Here is a 16,338-nt window from a genome sequence, read left to right as displayed (position 1 = left end):
GCGGCATGCAGCGTGATCGTCTAATTCGTCTCAGTCCTGACGGCCTGCTCGCGAATAGCCTTTTCGCTGTCGGTCAGGCCTTCGCCTCGACGCAGCCGAGGCGCAATGGTGGTCACGTAGTAGATGAGACCCAGCACCAGCGGGAGCCCGATCAGCCACCAGGCAACGGGCAACCCAGCCTTGGCCGGATTCGTCGCATCGCGCGGCCACATGAGGTTGATCATCATGGCGAGGCTGAAGATGACGCCGTAGATATTCAAGACGAGACCGGCCCTGCCCAGCTTGAACGGAGCCTCCTGCTGCGGCCAACCCTTGAGTCGAGCGATGAGCATGACCGAGGTCATGAGGAAGTACGCCACGTACATGACCGCTACGGCGCCCGCAACAAGAACCACGATGGTGCTTGAGGCCAAGAGCGGAAGGGCGGTGATGACGCTGACGACGATGATGGCGCCAATGGGAGCCGCGGTCCGAGTTGAGGTCCGGCTCACTAGGCCTGACGCAGGCAGCATGCCGTCACGCGCCATGCTGAAGGCGTGGCGAACAGCTCCGGCCATGAACGCCGTCCCACCGAGCAGAGTGATGCAGGCGATCACGACGAGGTACACGTTGCTGCCCGCGTCGCCGAGCGCAGACGTCATAACGTCCGAGACGGGGGTGCCGTTGGTGTTGATCGTTGCGCGATCAGGAATGGCCGTGAGGATCGCCACGATGAACAGCAGGCCAGCCACGAACGTCACCGCCCAGGCTCCGAGGACGGCACGCGGCGCCTTGCGATGGGCGTCGACGGTTTCCTCGCCGAGAGTGCCGCCATTCTCGAATGAATAGATAACCCAGAGAGAGACGAAGATGCCACCGCCGAGGAAGTTCTTGAGCCATCCAGAACCATCGGCCGACGTGCCGAGGGTGTCGTTGATGATGCTCAAGGGTTGGTGGTTGGGCGCGAGGAGCATGACCAGCAGCGTGATGACGAAGAAGACGCCCATCTCGAGCGCGACACCGTACTTGTTGAGACGACCGAGGATCGTGATGCCGCCGGCATTGGCGAGGAACGCAACAGCAAGACACACGGCGGCCATGGCCACGACCTGGCCCTCAGTGCCTTCAATTCCAAGCAGGGGGACGATCGAGGCCGGTAGGACGAAGTAGTAGCCCGTGAGGGTGAAGATCACGCCGAAGAGGTAGATCCAGCCGACCCACCAGCCGACTCTTCGGCCTCCGAGGATGGCCGACCACTGATACACCGCTCCGGCATAGGGGTAGTGGGAGGCGAGCTCCGCCCAGAGCAGTGACAGGACGCCCCACGACAGGCCAACGATGATCCAGCCCCAGAGCATCGTTCCCCCGCTGACGCCAAGGGAAAATCCAAAGAGGCTGAAGAGGCCTGCTGCTGCACCGACACCGGAGTAGGTGATCGCCAGATTTCCGAAGGTGGTCAGTGTGCGAGCAAGGCTGCGGTGCCGCTGATCTTGGCCACCGGACTCAAGCGGGGCTGTCTCCGACATGTTCACTCCTTCAGGCGCGCATGGGTCTCTGTGTACGCGCCGTCGGCTTCGCTGCCTATGGCGTCGTGAGATGCGTAGAGATTAATGAACATTTGTTAATGGCGCAAGAGTCCTGTGAAGGTTTTGTTTTCGCTGCGGGGCACCCCTCGTCAAGCGCAGCCGGGGTGCCGATGCGGTCGCGACGACCGATAAGCGACGGGGCGCGCTGGAAATCTTTGAGCGCGACCCGGCGCTGTCACTGTGACGACCATGGCGGTCGTCGCCGTCGCGGAGGCCGCCTCGGCGGCATTCAAACAGCCGCCGACGACTGACCTGCCCCCGCCGGGTTCATCGCAGCGCCCTCGGCATCAACACCGACCCTTCGTCGGAATGAGACGCGCAATCGGGTGCATGGGGTGCTTGGAGTGCATGTGCGGGCTCGGGGTGCGATGGGGACACAGGCCGAACGGTCACATAGCAAGACACCCTGTCCAGCCTGTAGCGTTTTCGCAGGTCGGACAGGGTGCCAGTGACGTGGAGCTGAGGGGATTCGAACCCTGGCCTTCTCATTGCGGAGGCTTCCAATGGCCAACGCAATTGGATTCGCTGTGCTCCACAAGGCAATACCTCAGTGCATCTGATGCGCTCCGTCTCGTTGCGGGAGCACAACCGGGGCACAAGCCGAGAAGGCGCGACACGCGAGCCTGTCCTACAGGATGCGCGAGGGCTTCACAGACCGGCGACAGGTTGCGTCACGCGGCCTGAGTCGCCGAGATGAGCAGCGACCTTTTTAGGGACGGTGGCAGGTCAAGGATGCGAACCTTCGAAATGTCGCGATGGATCTACAGACCAACGCGTGCCCACCGCTCACCTGCTACCTACGCTCCCTAGCGAACTTCGCTGCGAATTCGCTACAGACCCTCGGCGACAACCGAACCCGGATCACGTCAGTCGGACACCACTACACGGATTCCCGTCGGGAATCTCATTGCAGGAACTTGGGGGCGCAAGTGAGGCACACGTAGAGCTTCCGAGGCAGCCAGCGAGCACCGCTTGCCCAGGATCCGGACCAGGGGCCGCACCCTCACGACCGTGTGGGCTAAGGTCGGACACGTCCTTCACGGGAGTCCGGTGCACCGGGCTGAGAGGGGGCTAACGCAGCCCCGACCGTCCAAACCTGATCCGGATCATGCCGGCGCAGGGAGTCGGGAGTCTGATGACCGCAACTTCGGTGCCCAATGCTCATCGCCATCGGCGGCCACCACTGGCCATACCGCGTCTCCATCTCATCACTGACACCCGAACGGGTCGCGACCCGCTGCCGGTGGTGCGTGCCGCCCTTGCGGCGAGCGACGCGTGTGGCCAGCGGATCGCCGTTCAGGTCCGGGCGAAGCAGGCCACCGAACGTGAGGTGGTGGACCTGACGCGGCGGGTGCTGTTGCTGGCCCGCCCCGCCGGCGCCCTGGTGCTCGTCAACGACCGTCTTGACCTTGCAATGGCGGCAAGCGCTGATGGGGTCCACCTCGGGGCGGACGACCTGCCGATCGAGGACGCCACAAGACTCTGCAGTCCCGGCATGGTGATCGGTGGAACCGCGCGACACCCGCAGGCCGCGGCCGACGCCGGTCGGGCCGGAGCGGCCTACCTCGGCGTCGGGCCGGTCTTCGCCACGGCGACGAAGAAGGGCCTCCCCACCCCGTTCGGGGTGGCGGGGCTGCGTACGGTCGCCTCCGGTTCACCCCTTCCCGTGATCGCCATCGGTGGCGTCAATGCCACGAACATCGCCGACCTCATGGGTGCCGGCGCCCACGGAGTTGCCGTCGTCACGGCGGTGTCCGACGAGGCCGACCCGCAGGCAGCCACCGCACGGCTGCTCGACGCCATGACCCCATGGGCTGGGAGACGCCGCGCATGAGCGCCCCGCGGCCCACCGTGTGTGTCTTGGGCGCTGGCGTCATCGGTCTGAGCATCGCGTGGCAGCTCGCCGAATCCGGTTGCCGCGTAACGCTTTTCGATCCGAACCCTGCCTGTGGCGCCACTCATGCGGCAGCCGGGATGCTGGCGCCGGTCAGCGAGAGCGGCTACGGCGAGACCGAGGTGCTCGGGCTCGGGCTGGAGTCGTTGCGCAGGTGGCCCAGGTTCGCCGCGGACCTGGAGCAGGCGGCAGAGCAACCGGTGGGGCTGCGCCGACACGGCACCATCCTGGTCGCCCACGACGCGGATGACGCCCGCGAGCTGAGCCGCTTCGCCGAGCTCACTGCGCGCCAAGGGCTCCCCACTGAGCTGCTGACCGGGCGGGCCGCACGCGCACTGGAGCCGGCCTTGTCGCCGAGGACGGTGGCAGGGCTGGAGGTGCCCGGGGACCACAGCGTCGACACCCGCGCGCTGACCCGCGCCCTGCTGGTCACCACGGCACGCGCTGGCGTTGTCCTGCACCGCAGCCCCGCAGTCCCAGTGGTGCGCGACGGGCGTGCGGTCGCGGTCACCCGCGCAGGGGACGGGTCACACCACCCCTGTGACGTCGTCGTCGTCGCGGCCGGTGCCGACTCGAGCCTTCTCCCGGGGCTGCCGCCAGGCACCGTGCCGCCGGTCCGCCCCGTCAAGGGCCAGATCCTGCGCCTGCGCGGCGCGGCAGGTCTGGTGCGACTCACCGTGCGCGCTCGAGTAGCGGGTGAGCAGGTCTACCTGGTTCCCCGGGCCGGCGGCGAGCTCGTCGTCGGCGCCACTACCGAGGACATCGGACCCGACACCCGAATCACCGTGGGCGGTGTGCACGACCTGCTGCGCGCAGCCACCACTGTTGTGCCCGAGGTCAGGGAGCTCGAACTGGCCGAAGCCTGCGCACGGCTGCGCCCGAGCAGCGCGGACAACCTTCCCCTGATCGGCGCGACATCGGTGTCGGGCTTGCTCGTGGCGACCGGGCACTACCGCGGCGGGATCCTGATGGCTCCCGCCACCGCGGCGGCCGTTGCCGACCTCGTGCACGGCCGCGCCTGCTCGCAGGCGGCGGCCGCCTGCTCCCCCGCCCGGTTCCTGCCCCGACCCGTCGCCCAGGAGGCCACCCGATGATGATCGTGCTCAACGGCAAGCCAGCCGCAACACCAGCCGAAAGCACGCTCGCCGACCTCGTCACGGCGATGCAGCTACCCGGGCGTGGCATCGCCCTCGCCCTCGACGGCGAGGTCGTCCACCGTCACGCCTGGCCCACCACGCACCTGACCGAGCAGTCCCGGGTCGAGGTCGTCACCGCGATGCAGGGAGGCTGAGGTGGCCAAGGTCCGATTCGGCGGTCCGCCGGACATCGCAGCAGACAACCGCAACGACCATCCTGACGACGACGTGCTGATCCTTGGTGGTGAACGCCTGGGCTCCCGGCTCCTACTCGGCACGGGAGGCGCCTCGAGCCTCAGTGCGCTCGAAGGCGCGATCCGGGCCTCGGGCACCGAACTCGTCACCGTGGCCATGCGACGCGTGCCGTCCACCGGCACGGGCGGCCTGCTCGACCTGCTGGACGCGTGCGGGGTCCGAGTCCTGCCCAACACCGCGGGCTGCTACACGGCACGGGACGCGGTGCTCACCGCGCACCTGGGCCGCGAGGCGCTCGAGACGTCATGGGTCAAGCTGGAGGTGATCGCCGACGACCGCACCCTCCTGCCCGATGCCGTCGAGCTCCTCGACGCCGCCGAACGGCTGGTCGCCGATGGATTCATCGTGCTGCCCTACACCACCGACGACCCGGTGCTGGCACGCCGACTGGCTGACGTGGGCTGCGCCGCAGTGATGCCCTTGGGGTCCCCGATCGGCAGTGGACTGGGCATCCGCAACCCGCACGCGATCGAGATGATCCGCGATGCCGTCGAGGTCCCGGTGGTCCTGGACGCCGGTGTCGGGACCGCATCGGACGCCGCCCTGGCGATGGAGCTGGGGTGCGACGCCGTGCTGGTGGCCAGCGCGGTGACCCGGGCCGAAAACCCGACGGCGATGGCGGCGGCGATGGGGCATGCGGTGCGCGGGGGTCGGCTGGCCAGGCTGGCCGGACGGATCCCGCGACGCTACCTGGCCCAGGCGTCGTCCTCCTTCGAGGGCCTGGTCGGGGGATGAGGCCCCCGACCGGTCGGGCGAGCGTCCCCGTGCCCCGCGTGCTGCTCCTCACCGACGGCCGCTCCATGCGCGACAGCCGCGCGCTGGCGGTCACCGTTGCAGCCGCGCTCGATGCCGGCATGGACGGAGTGGTGATCCGCGAACGTCAGCTCGCGCCGGGCCGCCGCCGGGCACTGGGTCAGCAGGTCCGCGCTGCGGCCCAGGCCGCCGGCTCCTCTGCAGCGCTGCTGTGGGCCGCGCCATTGCCCAACCAGCCGCGACTGGCCGGCGGGAGTCCAGGACCGGGCCCCGATGCGATGACAGCCGATCTGTTGGACGGGGTGCACCTGCGCGCCCGTGACCCCTTCCCGCACGGGGAGCGTCCGGCCCTCGTCGGCCGGTCCTGCCACGCCGAGGACGACCTGCGCCATGCCGCGAACGAGGGATGCGACTACGTCACGCTCTCACCCGTCGCCGCGAGCGGCTCCAAGCCCGGGTACGGACCCGCCCTCGGTGTCGACGGCGTGCGCGCCCTGCTTACACGCGCGGCATACCTCAACCCCGGTGCACCACGGGTGCTGGCCCTGGGCGGGGTCGAGCCCGGCGCAGCTCACCAGTGGCTCGAGGCCGGCGCCCACGGCGTCGCGGTCATGGGCACCGTCATGCGGGCGAACGACCCAGCAAACGTCGCAGCACGGCTCGTCGCCGAGGTGATCGGATGAGCACTCCGGCGGTGGCGCTCACGATCGCCGGCTCGGACAGCGGCGGCGGCGCCGGGATCCAGGCCGACCTGGCGACCTTCGCCGCCTTCGGGGTGCACGGCACGAGCGCAGTCACGGCGATCACCGTGCAGGACACGACCGCGGTGCACGCGGTGCACCCGACGCCCGCGGCGATTGTCGTGGCCCAGGTACGGGCGGTGCTCGCCGACCTGCCCGTCGCCGCCGTCAAGACCGGGATGCTCGGCGACGCTGGCACAGTGCGGGCGGTGGCTGAGCTCGCCGCGGCAGGTCTGCTGCCCCGCCTCGTGATCGACCCGGTGCTCGTCGCCACCAGCGGCGACCGGCTGACCAGCGATGCGGCCGCCAGCGTGCTGGCCCGCGAGCTGCTGCCCCACGCGCTCCTGGTCACGCCCAACACCGATGAGGCTGCAACGCTGTTAGGGACCACGCGAGCCGCCAGCAGCGCCGAGCAGCGGGCGCACGCACTCGCGCTGCTCGCCTTCGGCCCGACCGCGGTCGTCGTGACTGGCCGGGTCGACGGCGACCACCGGGTCGACGTCCTCGCGCATCGCGAGCAGACCGTCGAGCTGCGCGCCCGGTCGATTCCCACCGCGAACGACCACGGCACGGGCTGCACCTTCGCCGCAGCCGCGGCCGCTGCCCTGGCGCGTGGCGCGGACGTGCCCACCGCGGTCGAGCTGGCCCGCGACTTCGTCCGTGGCGCCCTGGTCGCGGCGGCGGGCTGGCGGATGGGGCGCGGGCCAGGTCCCGTCAGCCATCTTCTCCTCGGCCCGGCCACTGTCCCGATCACCCCAATCCCGATCCCCACCAACGTCCCAACACCCTGATTCCGATCATCACCGACCACCGGAGGAAACCATGAGCACCACCGCCCGCACCAAGATCTACGTCGAAGGCAGCCGCGCCGACCTGTCGGTGCCGTTCACCGAGATCGCGCTCTCGGACTCCACCGGCCCCGGCGGCCTGCCTGTGCCCAACCCGCCACACCGGCTCTACGACACCTCAGGCCCCGGCAGCGTCCCCGAGGAGGGCCTCCCGCCGCTGCGAGCGAACTGGGTGGCCGCCCGGGGTGACGTCCAGGAGTACACCGGGCGCCAACGCACCCTCGCTGACGACGGTCGCGGAGCCGTCCGGCGCGGAGCTGCATCAGCCGAGTGGCGAGGCGAACGCCAGCCCACCCTGCGCGCCAAGCCTGACCGCAAGGTGACGCAGATGCACTACGCCCGGCAGGGCACGGTGACGCCCGAGATGGAGTTCGTCGCCCTGCGCGAGAACTGCGACGTCGAGCTGGTCCGCACCGAGGTGGCCGCCGGCCGGGCCATCATCCCCGCCAACGTCAACCACCCCGAGAGCGAACCGATGGTCATCGGCCGCGCCTTCCTGGTGAAGGTCAACGCCAACATCGGCAACTCGGCCGTGACCAGCTCCATCGCCGAAGAGGTCGACAAGCTCACCTGGGCTACCAAGTGGGGCGCCGACACCGTGATGGACCTGTCCACCGGCGAGGACATCCACACCACGCGGGAGTGGATCGTGCGCAACTCCCCCGTCCCGATCGGCACCGTCCCGATCTACCAGGCACTGGAGAAGGTCGACGGTGAGGCACACCAGCTGTCGTGGGAGGTGTTCCGCGACACCGTCATCGAACAAGCTGAGCAAGGCGTCGACTACATGACCATCCACGCCGGCGTGCTCCTGAGGTACGTGCCCATGACGGCACGGCGGATCACCGGCATCGTCAGCCGCGGCGGGGCCATCATGGCCGGGTGGTGCCTGGCCCACCACGAGGAGAACTTTCTCTACACCCACTTCGACGAGCTCTGCGAGATCTTCGCTCAGTACGACATCGCGTTCAGCCTGGGCGACGGCCTGCGCCCCGGATGCACCGCCGACGCCAACGACGACGCGCAACTGTCCGAGCTGCGCACCCTCGCCGAGCTGACGCAGCGCGCCTGGAAGCACGACGTGCAGGTGATGGTGGAGGGTCCCGGCCACGTGCCGCTCAACCTGGTCAAGGAGAACGTCGACCTGCAGCAGGAGTGGTGCCATGGCGCGCCGTTCTACACCCTCGGCCCGCTCGCCACCGACATCGCCCCCGGCTACGACCACATCACCTCCGCCATCGGAGCGTCGCACATCGCCTGGCACGGCACCGCCATGCTCTGCTACGTCACCCCGAAGGAGCACCTCGGCCTGCCCAACCGCGACGACGTCAAAACCGGTGTCATCACCTACAAGATCGCCGCCCACGCCGCCGACCTCGCCAAGGGCCACCCAGGGGCACGCGACTGGGACGACACCCTGTCCAAGGCGCGCTTCGAGTTCCGTTGGGAGGACCAGTTCAACCTCTCCCTCGACCCCGACACGGCCCGCGCCTTCCACGACGAGACCCTGCCCGCCGAGCCCGCCAAGACCGCCCACTTCTGCTCCATGTGCGGACCAAAATTCTGCTCCATGCGGATCAGCCAGGACGTGCGCCAGTACGCCGCCGAGCAAGGCCTTGACGGCCAGGACCCCATCGCCAAGGGTCTGGAGGACAAGTCCCGCGAGTTCGTCGAGCTCGGCGCCTCGGTCTACCTCACACCGTGAACAAAACGACCCGTTCGAGTTCGTACCCAGCGCAGCCAACGAACACGCGCGCCGGGCAACGCGCGCCTCGATCGCGCCGTCATCGTGGCGCGCCCACCGCCTGACCCTCTGTATGTGTTCAGCTGAGGTCGATCCCGGCTCGGCGAACCGTGAACGCACTTCTCCATGCCTACGCCACCGGACAGGACGAGACGGCCCGCGGACGAATCCAGTCGGCAGCCCGGAGGTTCAGTGAACGCCGCATCCAGGACAGGACCGCAGGGCCAAATTCCTCACCAGTTCCGCAGCGACACACGTAGAAGGCCCCTCGCCCGCTAGCTGACCCGCTCATTGCGAATGCGGCCAAGGGCCGATGTACGGAATGGGGGCGTGCTCAAGCCAGGACTAGTGGGCGGCTGCAGTGCGGGGCCACGCCCGGGGGCACAACCGGGGCACAAGCCAGTAGTTTCAGGTGCCGGCGAAGGTTGAGGCACGAGCGGAAGCACGGGGCTCCCGAGGCCCTCTGGCCTGCGCATGCGTCCATGACGAAAGATCGGAAGTTCGGTGGTTGGACCCGCCCTTGGCCACCAGCCAAGCCGCCGGGCGGAGTCGTTCCTCAAGGGCCTTGCGGGGGGAACCACGCCGCACGAATCCACAGCTCGGCCCGGCCTGCTGCCCGGAGCCAACCACTACGTGACGAAGCCGTTCAGGAGCGCTCACATCACCGCCCTCGTCGCGCATCATCTCGTCGGGCGCCCCCTCTTGCCGCCGCCGCGTGATCACTTCCCGACCTTGCGGACTGAGAACCCAAGGTTTACCACGGGGACGTCCGGCAGACCCTTGTTCGACCATCCGCCTGACTTGAAGGGGCCCTTTCGTGCGAAGTTGTCATGCCACGCGGCGAGGCCCGACCGAGCCTCGCTCGATGAGTTTGATCGGAAACCGCCGATTTGCGACCGCACCGCCTCCTCCCGCGATGCGTGACAGCAGCAAGCGACAGGCCGCCACCCCGATCTCGTAGGTCGGCTGGGCGACAACGGTCAGCCCCGGACTCACAACGTCCGCCCACTCGGCGTCGTCGAAGCCGAGCAAAGACACATCCTCCGGGCATCGAACCTTCGCTCGCGACAGGGCGCGCAATGCCCCCAACGACTGCGTCGCGTCGAACGCGAGGATCGCTGTTGGACGGTCCTTCAGCGCCAACAGCCGGGCCGTCTCCGCCTCGCCGTCCTCACGTCGAGGACCGCCCGAGGAGATCAGTTCCGGCCGGATCGTGACTCCTGCCGCCACCATCGCATCACCGAACCCAGCCGCGCGAGCGCCGACCATGGTGGCCGACGCCCGCTCAACGCCACCAACGTCGGGTCGCAGTATCCGTTCCAACATCGCGTGCGTCCCACCCGTCACGATTGCGATGTCTCGGTGGCCGCGGGCCAGCAGATGTTCAGTAGCGACCCGTGCAGCCTTCCGGTCGTCGATGCCGACCGAGTCGGTCCGCAGACCTGCCATGCTCCGGTCCAGCAAAACCACGCGGATACCGGCCGCGATGACGTCGCTGAGGTGAGACGTCACACCACCGTCCGCCGGGCAAACCACCAAGCCGTCGACGCGACGTTCGGTCATCACCCTGACCGCGGTCACCTCCTTGTCCAGCTCCGCGTCGGTGTTGGCCAGAAGCACCTCGAACCCCTGCGCCCGTGCCGTATCGGCGACGCCGCGCAGCGCCTGCCGGAAGAAGGGGTTCTCGATTTCGGAAATGACAATGCCGAGAGTGCGCGTGGAGCCGGTAGCCATGCTGCGAGCCAGGCTGTTGGTCCGGTAGCCGAGCTGTCCGGAAGCCGCCAGTACGCGCTCGCGAGTGCTGTTCCGCACCGAGCCGTAGCCACCCAGCGCCCTGGCCGCGGTGGCCACGGACACCCTCGCTTCACGCGCGACGTCGTCAAGCGTCGCGATGCTGCGCGGCTGGGCGCTCCTGCTCACGACGCTCCTTCGAATCATTTGGTGACAACCGGTTTGCGATGCGCCGGACTTTCGTCGACCGGTGCTCGGGTGCCGGTGCCCGCGGCGCACGTGGCGACCTCGCGCGGGTGCGCCGCGTGGAGGTTGCCGTTTTGCCACTCCCCGGGGCGCCATGGCCGGCTCTCCGGTCCGAGCCCTTCCTGTCCCCCAAGGGGCTCAGCAGCGATATGGAGCCGACGGAAGGATCAACTGGGCGCCCAAACCCCAGGAACCATTACGAGTGAGAGCCAGCGGACGACCTCCGCACGGCACTTCGAGCGGCAGCCGCGGAGTATGCGTTGGCGAGTGGGAGATGTCGATACTCCACCCCACGGGAGCAATCCGACAGCAGTGCGCTGATGAAGCGCCGGACGGGGTTTACCCGTGGCACGCCCGGGACCACGCGAAGGTCTTTCATCGCCCTACCTCGATTCGGAAGCGTCAGCTCGGTCACCGATGATCTGCGGGCGACTCCGCCTTACGCACGTTAGTTAGGTATGGTGAAGTGTGGCAGGAGCGGGGCTGAAAGGCAATGGTGTGTTCGTCGCATCGCAATCGCGCTCCGAGGTCGTGCGCACTACGATGACCGATGACCGGCGACGGAGTTCGGCTGCCTATGCGGAGGGAGGGAGATGACTTCAGATCGCCGGCTCGATGCCCTAGAACGACTGCGGGAGCATCTTGAACAGTTCGACTGGTCGAGCCAGACCCCGTCCCGACGCGCTGCGCTCGAGGCTTTCCTGCGCTTGTCGAACGTGAACGGGTTTGGCGCGGTGACTATGCGTGCCTTGGCCTCGGAACTGAAGATCAAGGCACCCAGCCTTTACGCGCATTTTCCGAATGGCCGGGACGAAATCGTTGCCGAGTCCTTGCGTTGGCACTTCTCCAAGTTCGGCTATGCGGTCATCGCCAAGGTCGAAGTCACCGAGACCGCGCGTGAGTTTTGGGAAGCTATGGTGCGCGAACACCTCATTCGACAGGTGATGCTGCCCGAGAGCAACCTGTGGGACATTCTTGTGGCCACGGACAAGATCGTTCGCTTCCTCCCGCCGGGCCTTCACGCCGAGGTCGATCGTTGGGTGACCCACTACGAGGATCTATACCGAGCCTGCGCAGCGGACATGGGTATGCACGAGACGACTGACGAGCACATCCACCTAGTCCTCACAGTCATCGAGGGCGCCGGCCGATGGTGCGATGTCGAAACTTTGCCGCACGCCGTCGATCGGGCGACGCAGGTCGCCTACACATTGATCGCTCTGCCAGCACCGGATGCCGTGCGCGTCTAAGGCGGCTGCACCCTCTGGCATCCAGGGCAGCACCCGCAGGCTTCGCCCCGAGCGCGGCAACCCGACGAGATTTGCTCGTTTACCCGCCCTCAGCCGTGAGCATCGCTTTCCTTATCTCATGGCGCAGGCAGTTGGACAGAGGGGTCGAGCAGTACCGCCAAATGCCTGCTTTCACGCTGCGAATCGACCTGGGCTACCTGCAGCGAACAACTGAAGCCGTCGGTGAGCACGGTGGCATCAGGCGCACACGTTAGGGCCGCCTTAATAGAGTGCTCCGCCACCGCCATCGACATCTCGTAGTGCTCGGACTCAAAACCGAAGTTGCCCGCGACGCCACAGCACGACGATGACACAACCACGTCAGCCACACCCCACTGCGCAAGCACTCGCCTCCCAGGGTCGGAGCCGAACACGGCGTGTTCGTGGCAATGTGTCTGGAGCACGACACTCTGCGGCGGACGGACCGTCGGCCTCCACCCGTTTGCCATCGCCTCATCCACCGCGATCGCGAAAGGGCGCACCCGGGCAGCAACGCGCAGGGCGGCTTCACCCCCAACGAGTTTCGGCCCGTCGTCACGGATCGCAGCCGCGCAGCTCGGCTCGAGCACCACAATTGGCCGATCCGTGCCGTCGTCCAAGCGGTCGATCAGGACTCTGAGTCGACGACGAGCACCGTCGAGCTGGCCCGTGGAAATCCATGTAAGGCCACAGCAGGCGTCTGGGGCGCACCCCACGTAGTGGCCCGCCTGGGTGAGCACACGAGCGGCGGCGGGAATGAGCTCGGGCCGAAAGGCCCGAGTGAAACTGTCGACGAAGATCAGAATATCGGCCTTGTCAGAGAATCGGGCATAGGCCATGTGGCGGCGCATCGCCCGTGAGGACCCGATATCGGGCAGCCGGCGCCGGGCGCTGATACCCGCGCGAGCGCCAAGGCGCCGGAATAGTGCGCTGCCCGCCGCGAGATTCGCCAGGGGTGCGATGCGGCCCAGCAGCGGCAGCCACCGCGGCAGCCAGCCGAGCGTGTAATGTGTGATGGGCCGTCGCCTTCCACGATAATGCTCATGCAGGAGTTCGGACTTCGCAGCCGCCATATCGACGCCAGTGGGACAGTCCGTCTTGCATGCCTTACACGACAGGCAGAGGTCAAGGGCCTCACGGACGTGAGGACTGGACCACCCATTGCGGCTGCTCCCTGTGGCGCGCGTCAGTTCCTGCAGGACACGGGCCCTGCCACGGGTGGAGTCCTTTTCATCCTTGGTGGCTCGAAAACTCGGGCACATGAAGCCTCCCGAGGCTGCGCGGCAGCGACCCACGCCAATGCACGCGTGCGCACTGCCCACGAAGGGCGAGTCGGTCTCCCCGGCTGGGCGCAGCGTCAAAGACGCGCGAAGGCCGGCGGGCGAGGCTGCGTCCCATGAGATCGGCTGTGGGAGGCCGTCGAGCGCCAAGGACGCCGTGAACTTGACGCTGTCCACGATGATGCCTGGGTTCAACAGCGATTTGGGGTCCCATCGCTGCTTGACTGCCCGAAACAGCGCAATCATCTCTGGCGAGTACATGATCTCGAGGAGCTCACTGCGCGCACGACCGTCGCCGTGCTCCCCAGAAAGCGACCCGCCGAACGATACGACGAGCGCTGCAGCGTCCCGGGTGAAGGTCTCGAACACCTGGCGTCCGTGGTCGCTGCGTAGGTCGTAGTCCAGCCGCATGTGCACACAGCCGGCACCGAAGTGTCCGTACAGGTACGCGGTGTAGTCGTACCGTTCGACCAAGCGAAGCAGTTCAGTTAGGTAGTCGGCCAGGTTCTCGGGGGCCACGGCGGAGTCCTCCCAGCCCGGCCAGGTCTGCGTGCCGTCATTTCGCCTTGAGGACAGGCCTGCGCCGTCTTCGCGGACCCTCCACAACTTCGCCCGCTGCTGAGGCTCGGTAACGATCGTGTGGTCAAGCACCCGCCCGAATGGATCCAGGGCCGTGAGCAGACGTTCACACTTGGCTCGCACCTCGTCGACCGTCGCGCCGGAAAATTCCACCATGAGGTAGGCCCCTCCCGTCGGCAGCGAGTCGACCGAGTGGGATCCACGCCGGTTTCGCATGATGTCAACAATGGGCTGGTCCAGTCCCTCGATCGCAGTGGGGCTTGCATCGAGGATGGTCATCACGTCGCGAGCGGAGTCGATCGTGTCGCGATACCCCAGGCAGATCAGGGCGGTCGCTCGCGGCCTGGGTACCAGGCCGACGCGCGCCCGTACGATGACAGCCAGTGTTCCCTCGCTGCCGGCGAGAGCACGCGCTACGTCAAATCCGTTCTCTGGCAATAGCTCGGCGAGGTTGTACCCCGACACTTGGCGCGGAATCTTCCCCAGCTCCACCCGCAGAGGCCCGAGGTGGGCGCTCACTAGCGACTTCAGCTGATCGTTCAGCTCGGCCGCGCGCGCCACCGAGGCCGCGTCGAGGGGGTCCATGGCACTCAGGCCGCCGCGACCGGCCTGAAGGTGCGCTCCATCACTGGTGACCAGCTCAAGCTCGCGGACGTGGTGGCTCATTCGCCCGTACGCGACGGAGTGGTTGCCACATGCATCGTTGCCGATGGACCCGCCAACCGTCGCGCGAGTGAGGGACGAGGGATCCGGTGCGAAGGTCAAGTCGTCACCCGTCGGGGCCTCCTGCACTGCTGCGGCGAGGTCACCAAGCACGACCCCAGCATCAACCCAGACCGATCGGGAGACTGGGTCCACGGGATCAATGACCGTCATGCGACGCGAGAGGTCGATGACGAGGCCTTCGCCGACGGCGTTGCCGGCCATTGACGTGCCGCCCCCGCGCGTGGTCACCGGAACCCGCCAGGCGCCACACAGGCGCAGGATTGCGCGGATGTCATTCACGCTGCCGGGGAACGCTACCGCCGCTGGTGGCACCCGATAGTTCGAGGCATCAAAAGCGTACTCCCACTGGCGTCGAGTCGTCGCCTCCACTGCGATGTCCTGCTGCCGCAATGCGCGAACCAGATGGTCGACATTCGATGGGTGGTCGGGGGCATGGGACATCCGACGTCCTTTCGTTGGGACATTGCGAGTTGAACGAGCCCCGACGGCTGACGCACAGGTCATCTCCAACGGTGGCACCCTGCCGCCGTCGTGCCCTGGGAACTGCCGACGGGGCGGGTGCCACAAGCAGGCACCCGCCCCGGGCTAACCGATGAGTCGCCCCTATTTGAACTCGGCGACGTTCTCCTTCGTGATGAGCGTGAAGGGCAGTGTGTAGCGGTTGTCGACCTTCTCCCCCTTGAGGAACTGGGTCACTACGCTGACGGACTTCGCGCCCTGACCGGCCGAGTCCTGCCGGACGGTGGCCGTCATCGTGCCTGCCTCGATCGCCTCGACCGCCGGCTTCGTGCCATCGACGCCGAGCACCGCCTTGAACTCCGAGGTGCGCTTCTTGTCAGCAATCGCCGAGGCAGCGCCGAGCGCCATTTCGTCGTTGTTGGCGACCACAGCGACAATCTGGCCAGGACCGAAGCGCTGGAGGACGTCCTCCATGTTGCGCTTAGCGTCGTCACGGCTGCCCTTCGCCTGGAACTCAGCGACGACCTTGAAGTTCGGATTCACCTTGGAGGTGAACCCCTTCTTGCGGCGGTCGGTCCACGAAGCTCCGTACTGGCCTGCGGCGAATACGATGTTGCCACCCTCAGGGAGGACCTTGTTGAGCTCCTCGGCCTGCATCTCACCTGCGAGGGTGTCGTCAACTCCGATGTAGCTCTTGTACGTGACGGTGGCTCCCTCGGCGAACTCGGTAGACAGGATGAACAGCGGAATCCCCGCCTCGTCGATGCGCTTGGCGGCGGTCTGGCTGGCCTCGCCGTCCAGTGGCTGCAGAATGATTGCGTCGACCTTACGGGTGATGAGGTCTTCGACCTGGGTCAGCTCGGTGGCCACGTCCTTCTTCGAGTCGGTCACGTCCAGGGTCACGCCCTGCTTTTTCGCCTCGGACTTCATCGCCTCGCTCATGACGGCGAGGTCCGGGTCCTGCAGATCGAGGATGACCACGCCGATCTTGAAGTTCTTGTCGCCGCTTTTGGTGCCGCCGCCGTCGCCGCCGGACGCGGCACATCCGGACAGAAGGAGCGCGCCTGCGGTGAGTACGGCGGATGCTGCGGCGAGGTGTCGTCGCATTCCCATG

General features: G+C 67.3%; 12 protein-coding genes and 1 riboswitch. Of the genes, 8 read left to right on the top strand and 4 right to left on the bottom strand.

The window, feature by feature from the left end; translation table 11 throughout:
• Window positions 1–20: 20 nt before the first annotated feature.
• Complete coding sequence (locus tag ASG95_RS07555; protein ID WP_057377084.1) at window positions 21–1,505, bottom strand: APC family permease; 1,485 nt, start codon at window positions 1,503–1,505, stop codon at window positions 21–23.
• A 1,089-nt stretch (window positions 1,506–2,594) separates the two neighbouring features.
• Window positions 2,595–2,705, top strand: a riboswitch (TPP riboswitch).
• Between ASG95_RS07555 and thiE the strand changes: the two genes are divergently transcribed.
• The 7 genes from thiE to thiC all read left to right on the top strand — a co-directional run bounded on the left by thiE (window position 2,674) and on the right by thiC (window position 8,896).
• Window positions 2,674–3,399, top strand: a complete 726-nt coding sequence (thiE, locus tag ASG95_RS07550) for a thiamine phosphate synthase (RefSeq protein WP_369820364.1) — start codon at window positions 2,674–2,676, stop codon at window positions 3,397–3,399. Its footprint overlaps the riboswitch before it by 32 nt.
• Window positions 3,375–4,553, top strand: coding sequence for a glycine oxidase ThiO (thiO, locus tag ASG95_RS07545; protein ID WP_369820363.1), 1,179 nt, complete (start codon window positions 3,375–3,377; stop codon window positions 4,551–4,553). Before thiE ends, thiO begins: the two co-directional genes overlap by 25 nt.
• Window positions 4,550–4,750, top strand: coding sequence for a sulfur carrier protein ThiS (gene thiS, locus ASG95_RS07540; protein WP_057377082.1), 201 nt, complete (start codon window positions 4,550–4,552; stop codon window positions 4,748–4,750). The genes thiO and thiS overlap by 4 nt, the downstream gene beginning before the upstream one ends.
• A 34-nt stretch (window positions 4,751–4,784) precedes the next feature.
• Window positions 4,785–5,585, top strand: a complete 801-nt coding sequence (locus tag ASG95_RS07535) for a thiazole synthase (RefSeq protein WP_057378796.1) — start codon at window positions 4,785–4,787, stop codon at window positions 5,583–5,585.
• Window positions 5,582–6,286, top strand: coding sequence for a thiamine phosphate synthase (locus tag ASG95_RS07530; RefSeq protein WP_082592419.1), 705 nt, complete (start codon window positions 5,582–5,584; stop codon window positions 6,284–6,286). The genes ASG95_RS07535 and ASG95_RS07530 overlap by 4 nt, the downstream gene beginning before the upstream one ends.
• Window positions 6,283–7,134, top strand: a complete 852-nt coding sequence (gene thiD, locus ASG95_RS07525; protein ID WP_057377080.1) for a bifunctional hydroxymethylpyrimidine kinase/phosphomethylpyrimidine kinase — start codon at window positions 6,283–6,285, stop codon at window positions 7,132–7,134. The genes ASG95_RS07530 and thiD overlap by 4 nt, the downstream gene beginning before the upstream one ends.
• Before the next feature lie 31 nt (window positions 7,135–7,165).
• Entirely contained in the window at window positions 7,166–8,896 is a 1,731-nt protein-coding gene (thiC, locus tag ASG95_RS07520; protein WP_057377079.1) for a phosphomethylpyrimidine synthase ThiC, read from the top strand.
• An 867-nt stretch (window positions 8,897–9,763) separates the two neighbouring features.
• On the opposite strand, the gene ASG95_RS07515 is transcribed toward thiC, so the two are convergent.
• The gene (locus ASG95_RS07515; RefSeq protein ID WP_057377078.1) at window positions 9,764–10,855 is read right to left on the bottom strand and encodes a LacI family DNA-binding transcriptional regulator; all 1,092 of its coding nucleotides are present in this window, start codon (window positions 10,853–10,855) and stop codon (window positions 9,764–9,766) included.
• Window positions 10,856–11,505: 650 nt separating this feature from the next.
• Between ASG95_RS07515 and ASG95_RS07510 the strand changes: the two genes are divergently transcribed.
• A complete protein-coding gene (locus ASG95_RS07510) occupies window positions 11,506–12,162 on the top strand; it encodes a TetR/AcrR family transcriptional regulator (RefSeq protein ID WP_057377077.1) in 657 nt (218 codons plus the stop codon).
• Between the two features lie 116 nt (window positions 12,163–12,278).
• Here the strand turns inward: ASG95_RS07510 and ASG95_RS07505 are convergent, their stop codons facing one another.
• Window positions 12,279–15,206, bottom strand: a complete 2,928-nt coding sequence (locus tag ASG95_RS07505; protein ID WP_057377076.1) for an FAD-binding and (Fe-S)-binding domain-containing protein — start codon at window positions 15,204–15,206, stop codon at window positions 12,279–12,281.
• Between the two features lie 162 nt (window positions 15,207–15,368).
• Complete coding sequence (locus ASG95_RS07500; protein ID WP_057377075.1) at window positions 15,369–16,337, bottom strand: sugar ABC transporter substrate-binding protein; 969 nt, start codon at window positions 16,335–16,337, stop codon at window positions 15,369–15,371.
• Window position 16,338 lies beyond the last annotated feature (1 nt).

The sequence above is a fragment of the Phycicoccus sp. Soil803 genome, from assembly GCF_001429685.1.
GTDB lineage: Bacteria > Actinomycetota > Actinomycetes > Actinomycetales > Dermatophilaceae > Pedococcus.
This window is presented reverse-complemented; position numbering and strand designations above follow the sequence as displayed.

What these genes read in the sequence shown, in the direction of transcription:
- ASG95_RS07555 (WP_057377084.1), bottom strand. Translation starts at nt 1,505, where the DNA reads ATGTCGGAGACAGCCCCGCTTGAGTCCGGTGGCCAAGATCAGCGGCAC.
- thiE (WP_369820364.1), top strand. Translation starts at nt 2,674, where the DNA reads ATGCCGGCGCAGGGAGTCGGGAGTCTGATGACCGCAACTTCGGTGCCC.
- thiO (WP_369820363.1), top strand. Translation starts at nt 3,375, where the DNA reads ATGGGCTGGGAGACGCCGCGCATGAGCGCCCCGCGGCCCACCGTGTGT.
- thiS (WP_057377082.1), top strand. Translation starts at nt 4,550, where the DNA reads ATGATGATCGTGCTCAACGGCAAGCCAGCCGCAACACCAGCCGAAAGC.
- ASG95_RS07530 (WP_082592419.1), top strand. Translation starts at nt 5,582, where the DNA reads ATGAGGCCCCCGACCGGTCGGGCGAGCGTCCCCGTGCCCCGCGTGCTG.
- thiD (WP_057377080.1), top strand. Translation starts at nt 6,283, where the DNA reads ATGAGCACTCCGGCGGTGGCGCTCACGATCGCCGGCTCGGACAGCGGC.
- thiC (WP_057377079.1), top strand. Translation starts at nt 7,166, where the DNA reads ATGAGCACCACCGCCCGCACCAAGATCTACGTCGAAGGCAGCCGCGCC.
- ASG95_RS07510 (WP_057377077.1), top strand. Translation starts at nt 11,506, where the DNA reads ATGACTTCAGATCGCCGGCTCGATGCCCTAGAACGACTGCGGGAGCAT.
- ASG95_RS07505 (WP_057377076.1), bottom strand. Translation starts at nt 15,206, where the DNA reads ATGTCCCATGCCCCCGACCACCCATCGAATGTCGACCATCTGGTTCGC.
- ASG95_RS07500 (WP_057377075.1), bottom strand. Translation starts at nt 16,337, where the DNA reads ATGGGAATGCGACGACACCTCGCCGCAGCATCCGCCGTACTCACCGCA.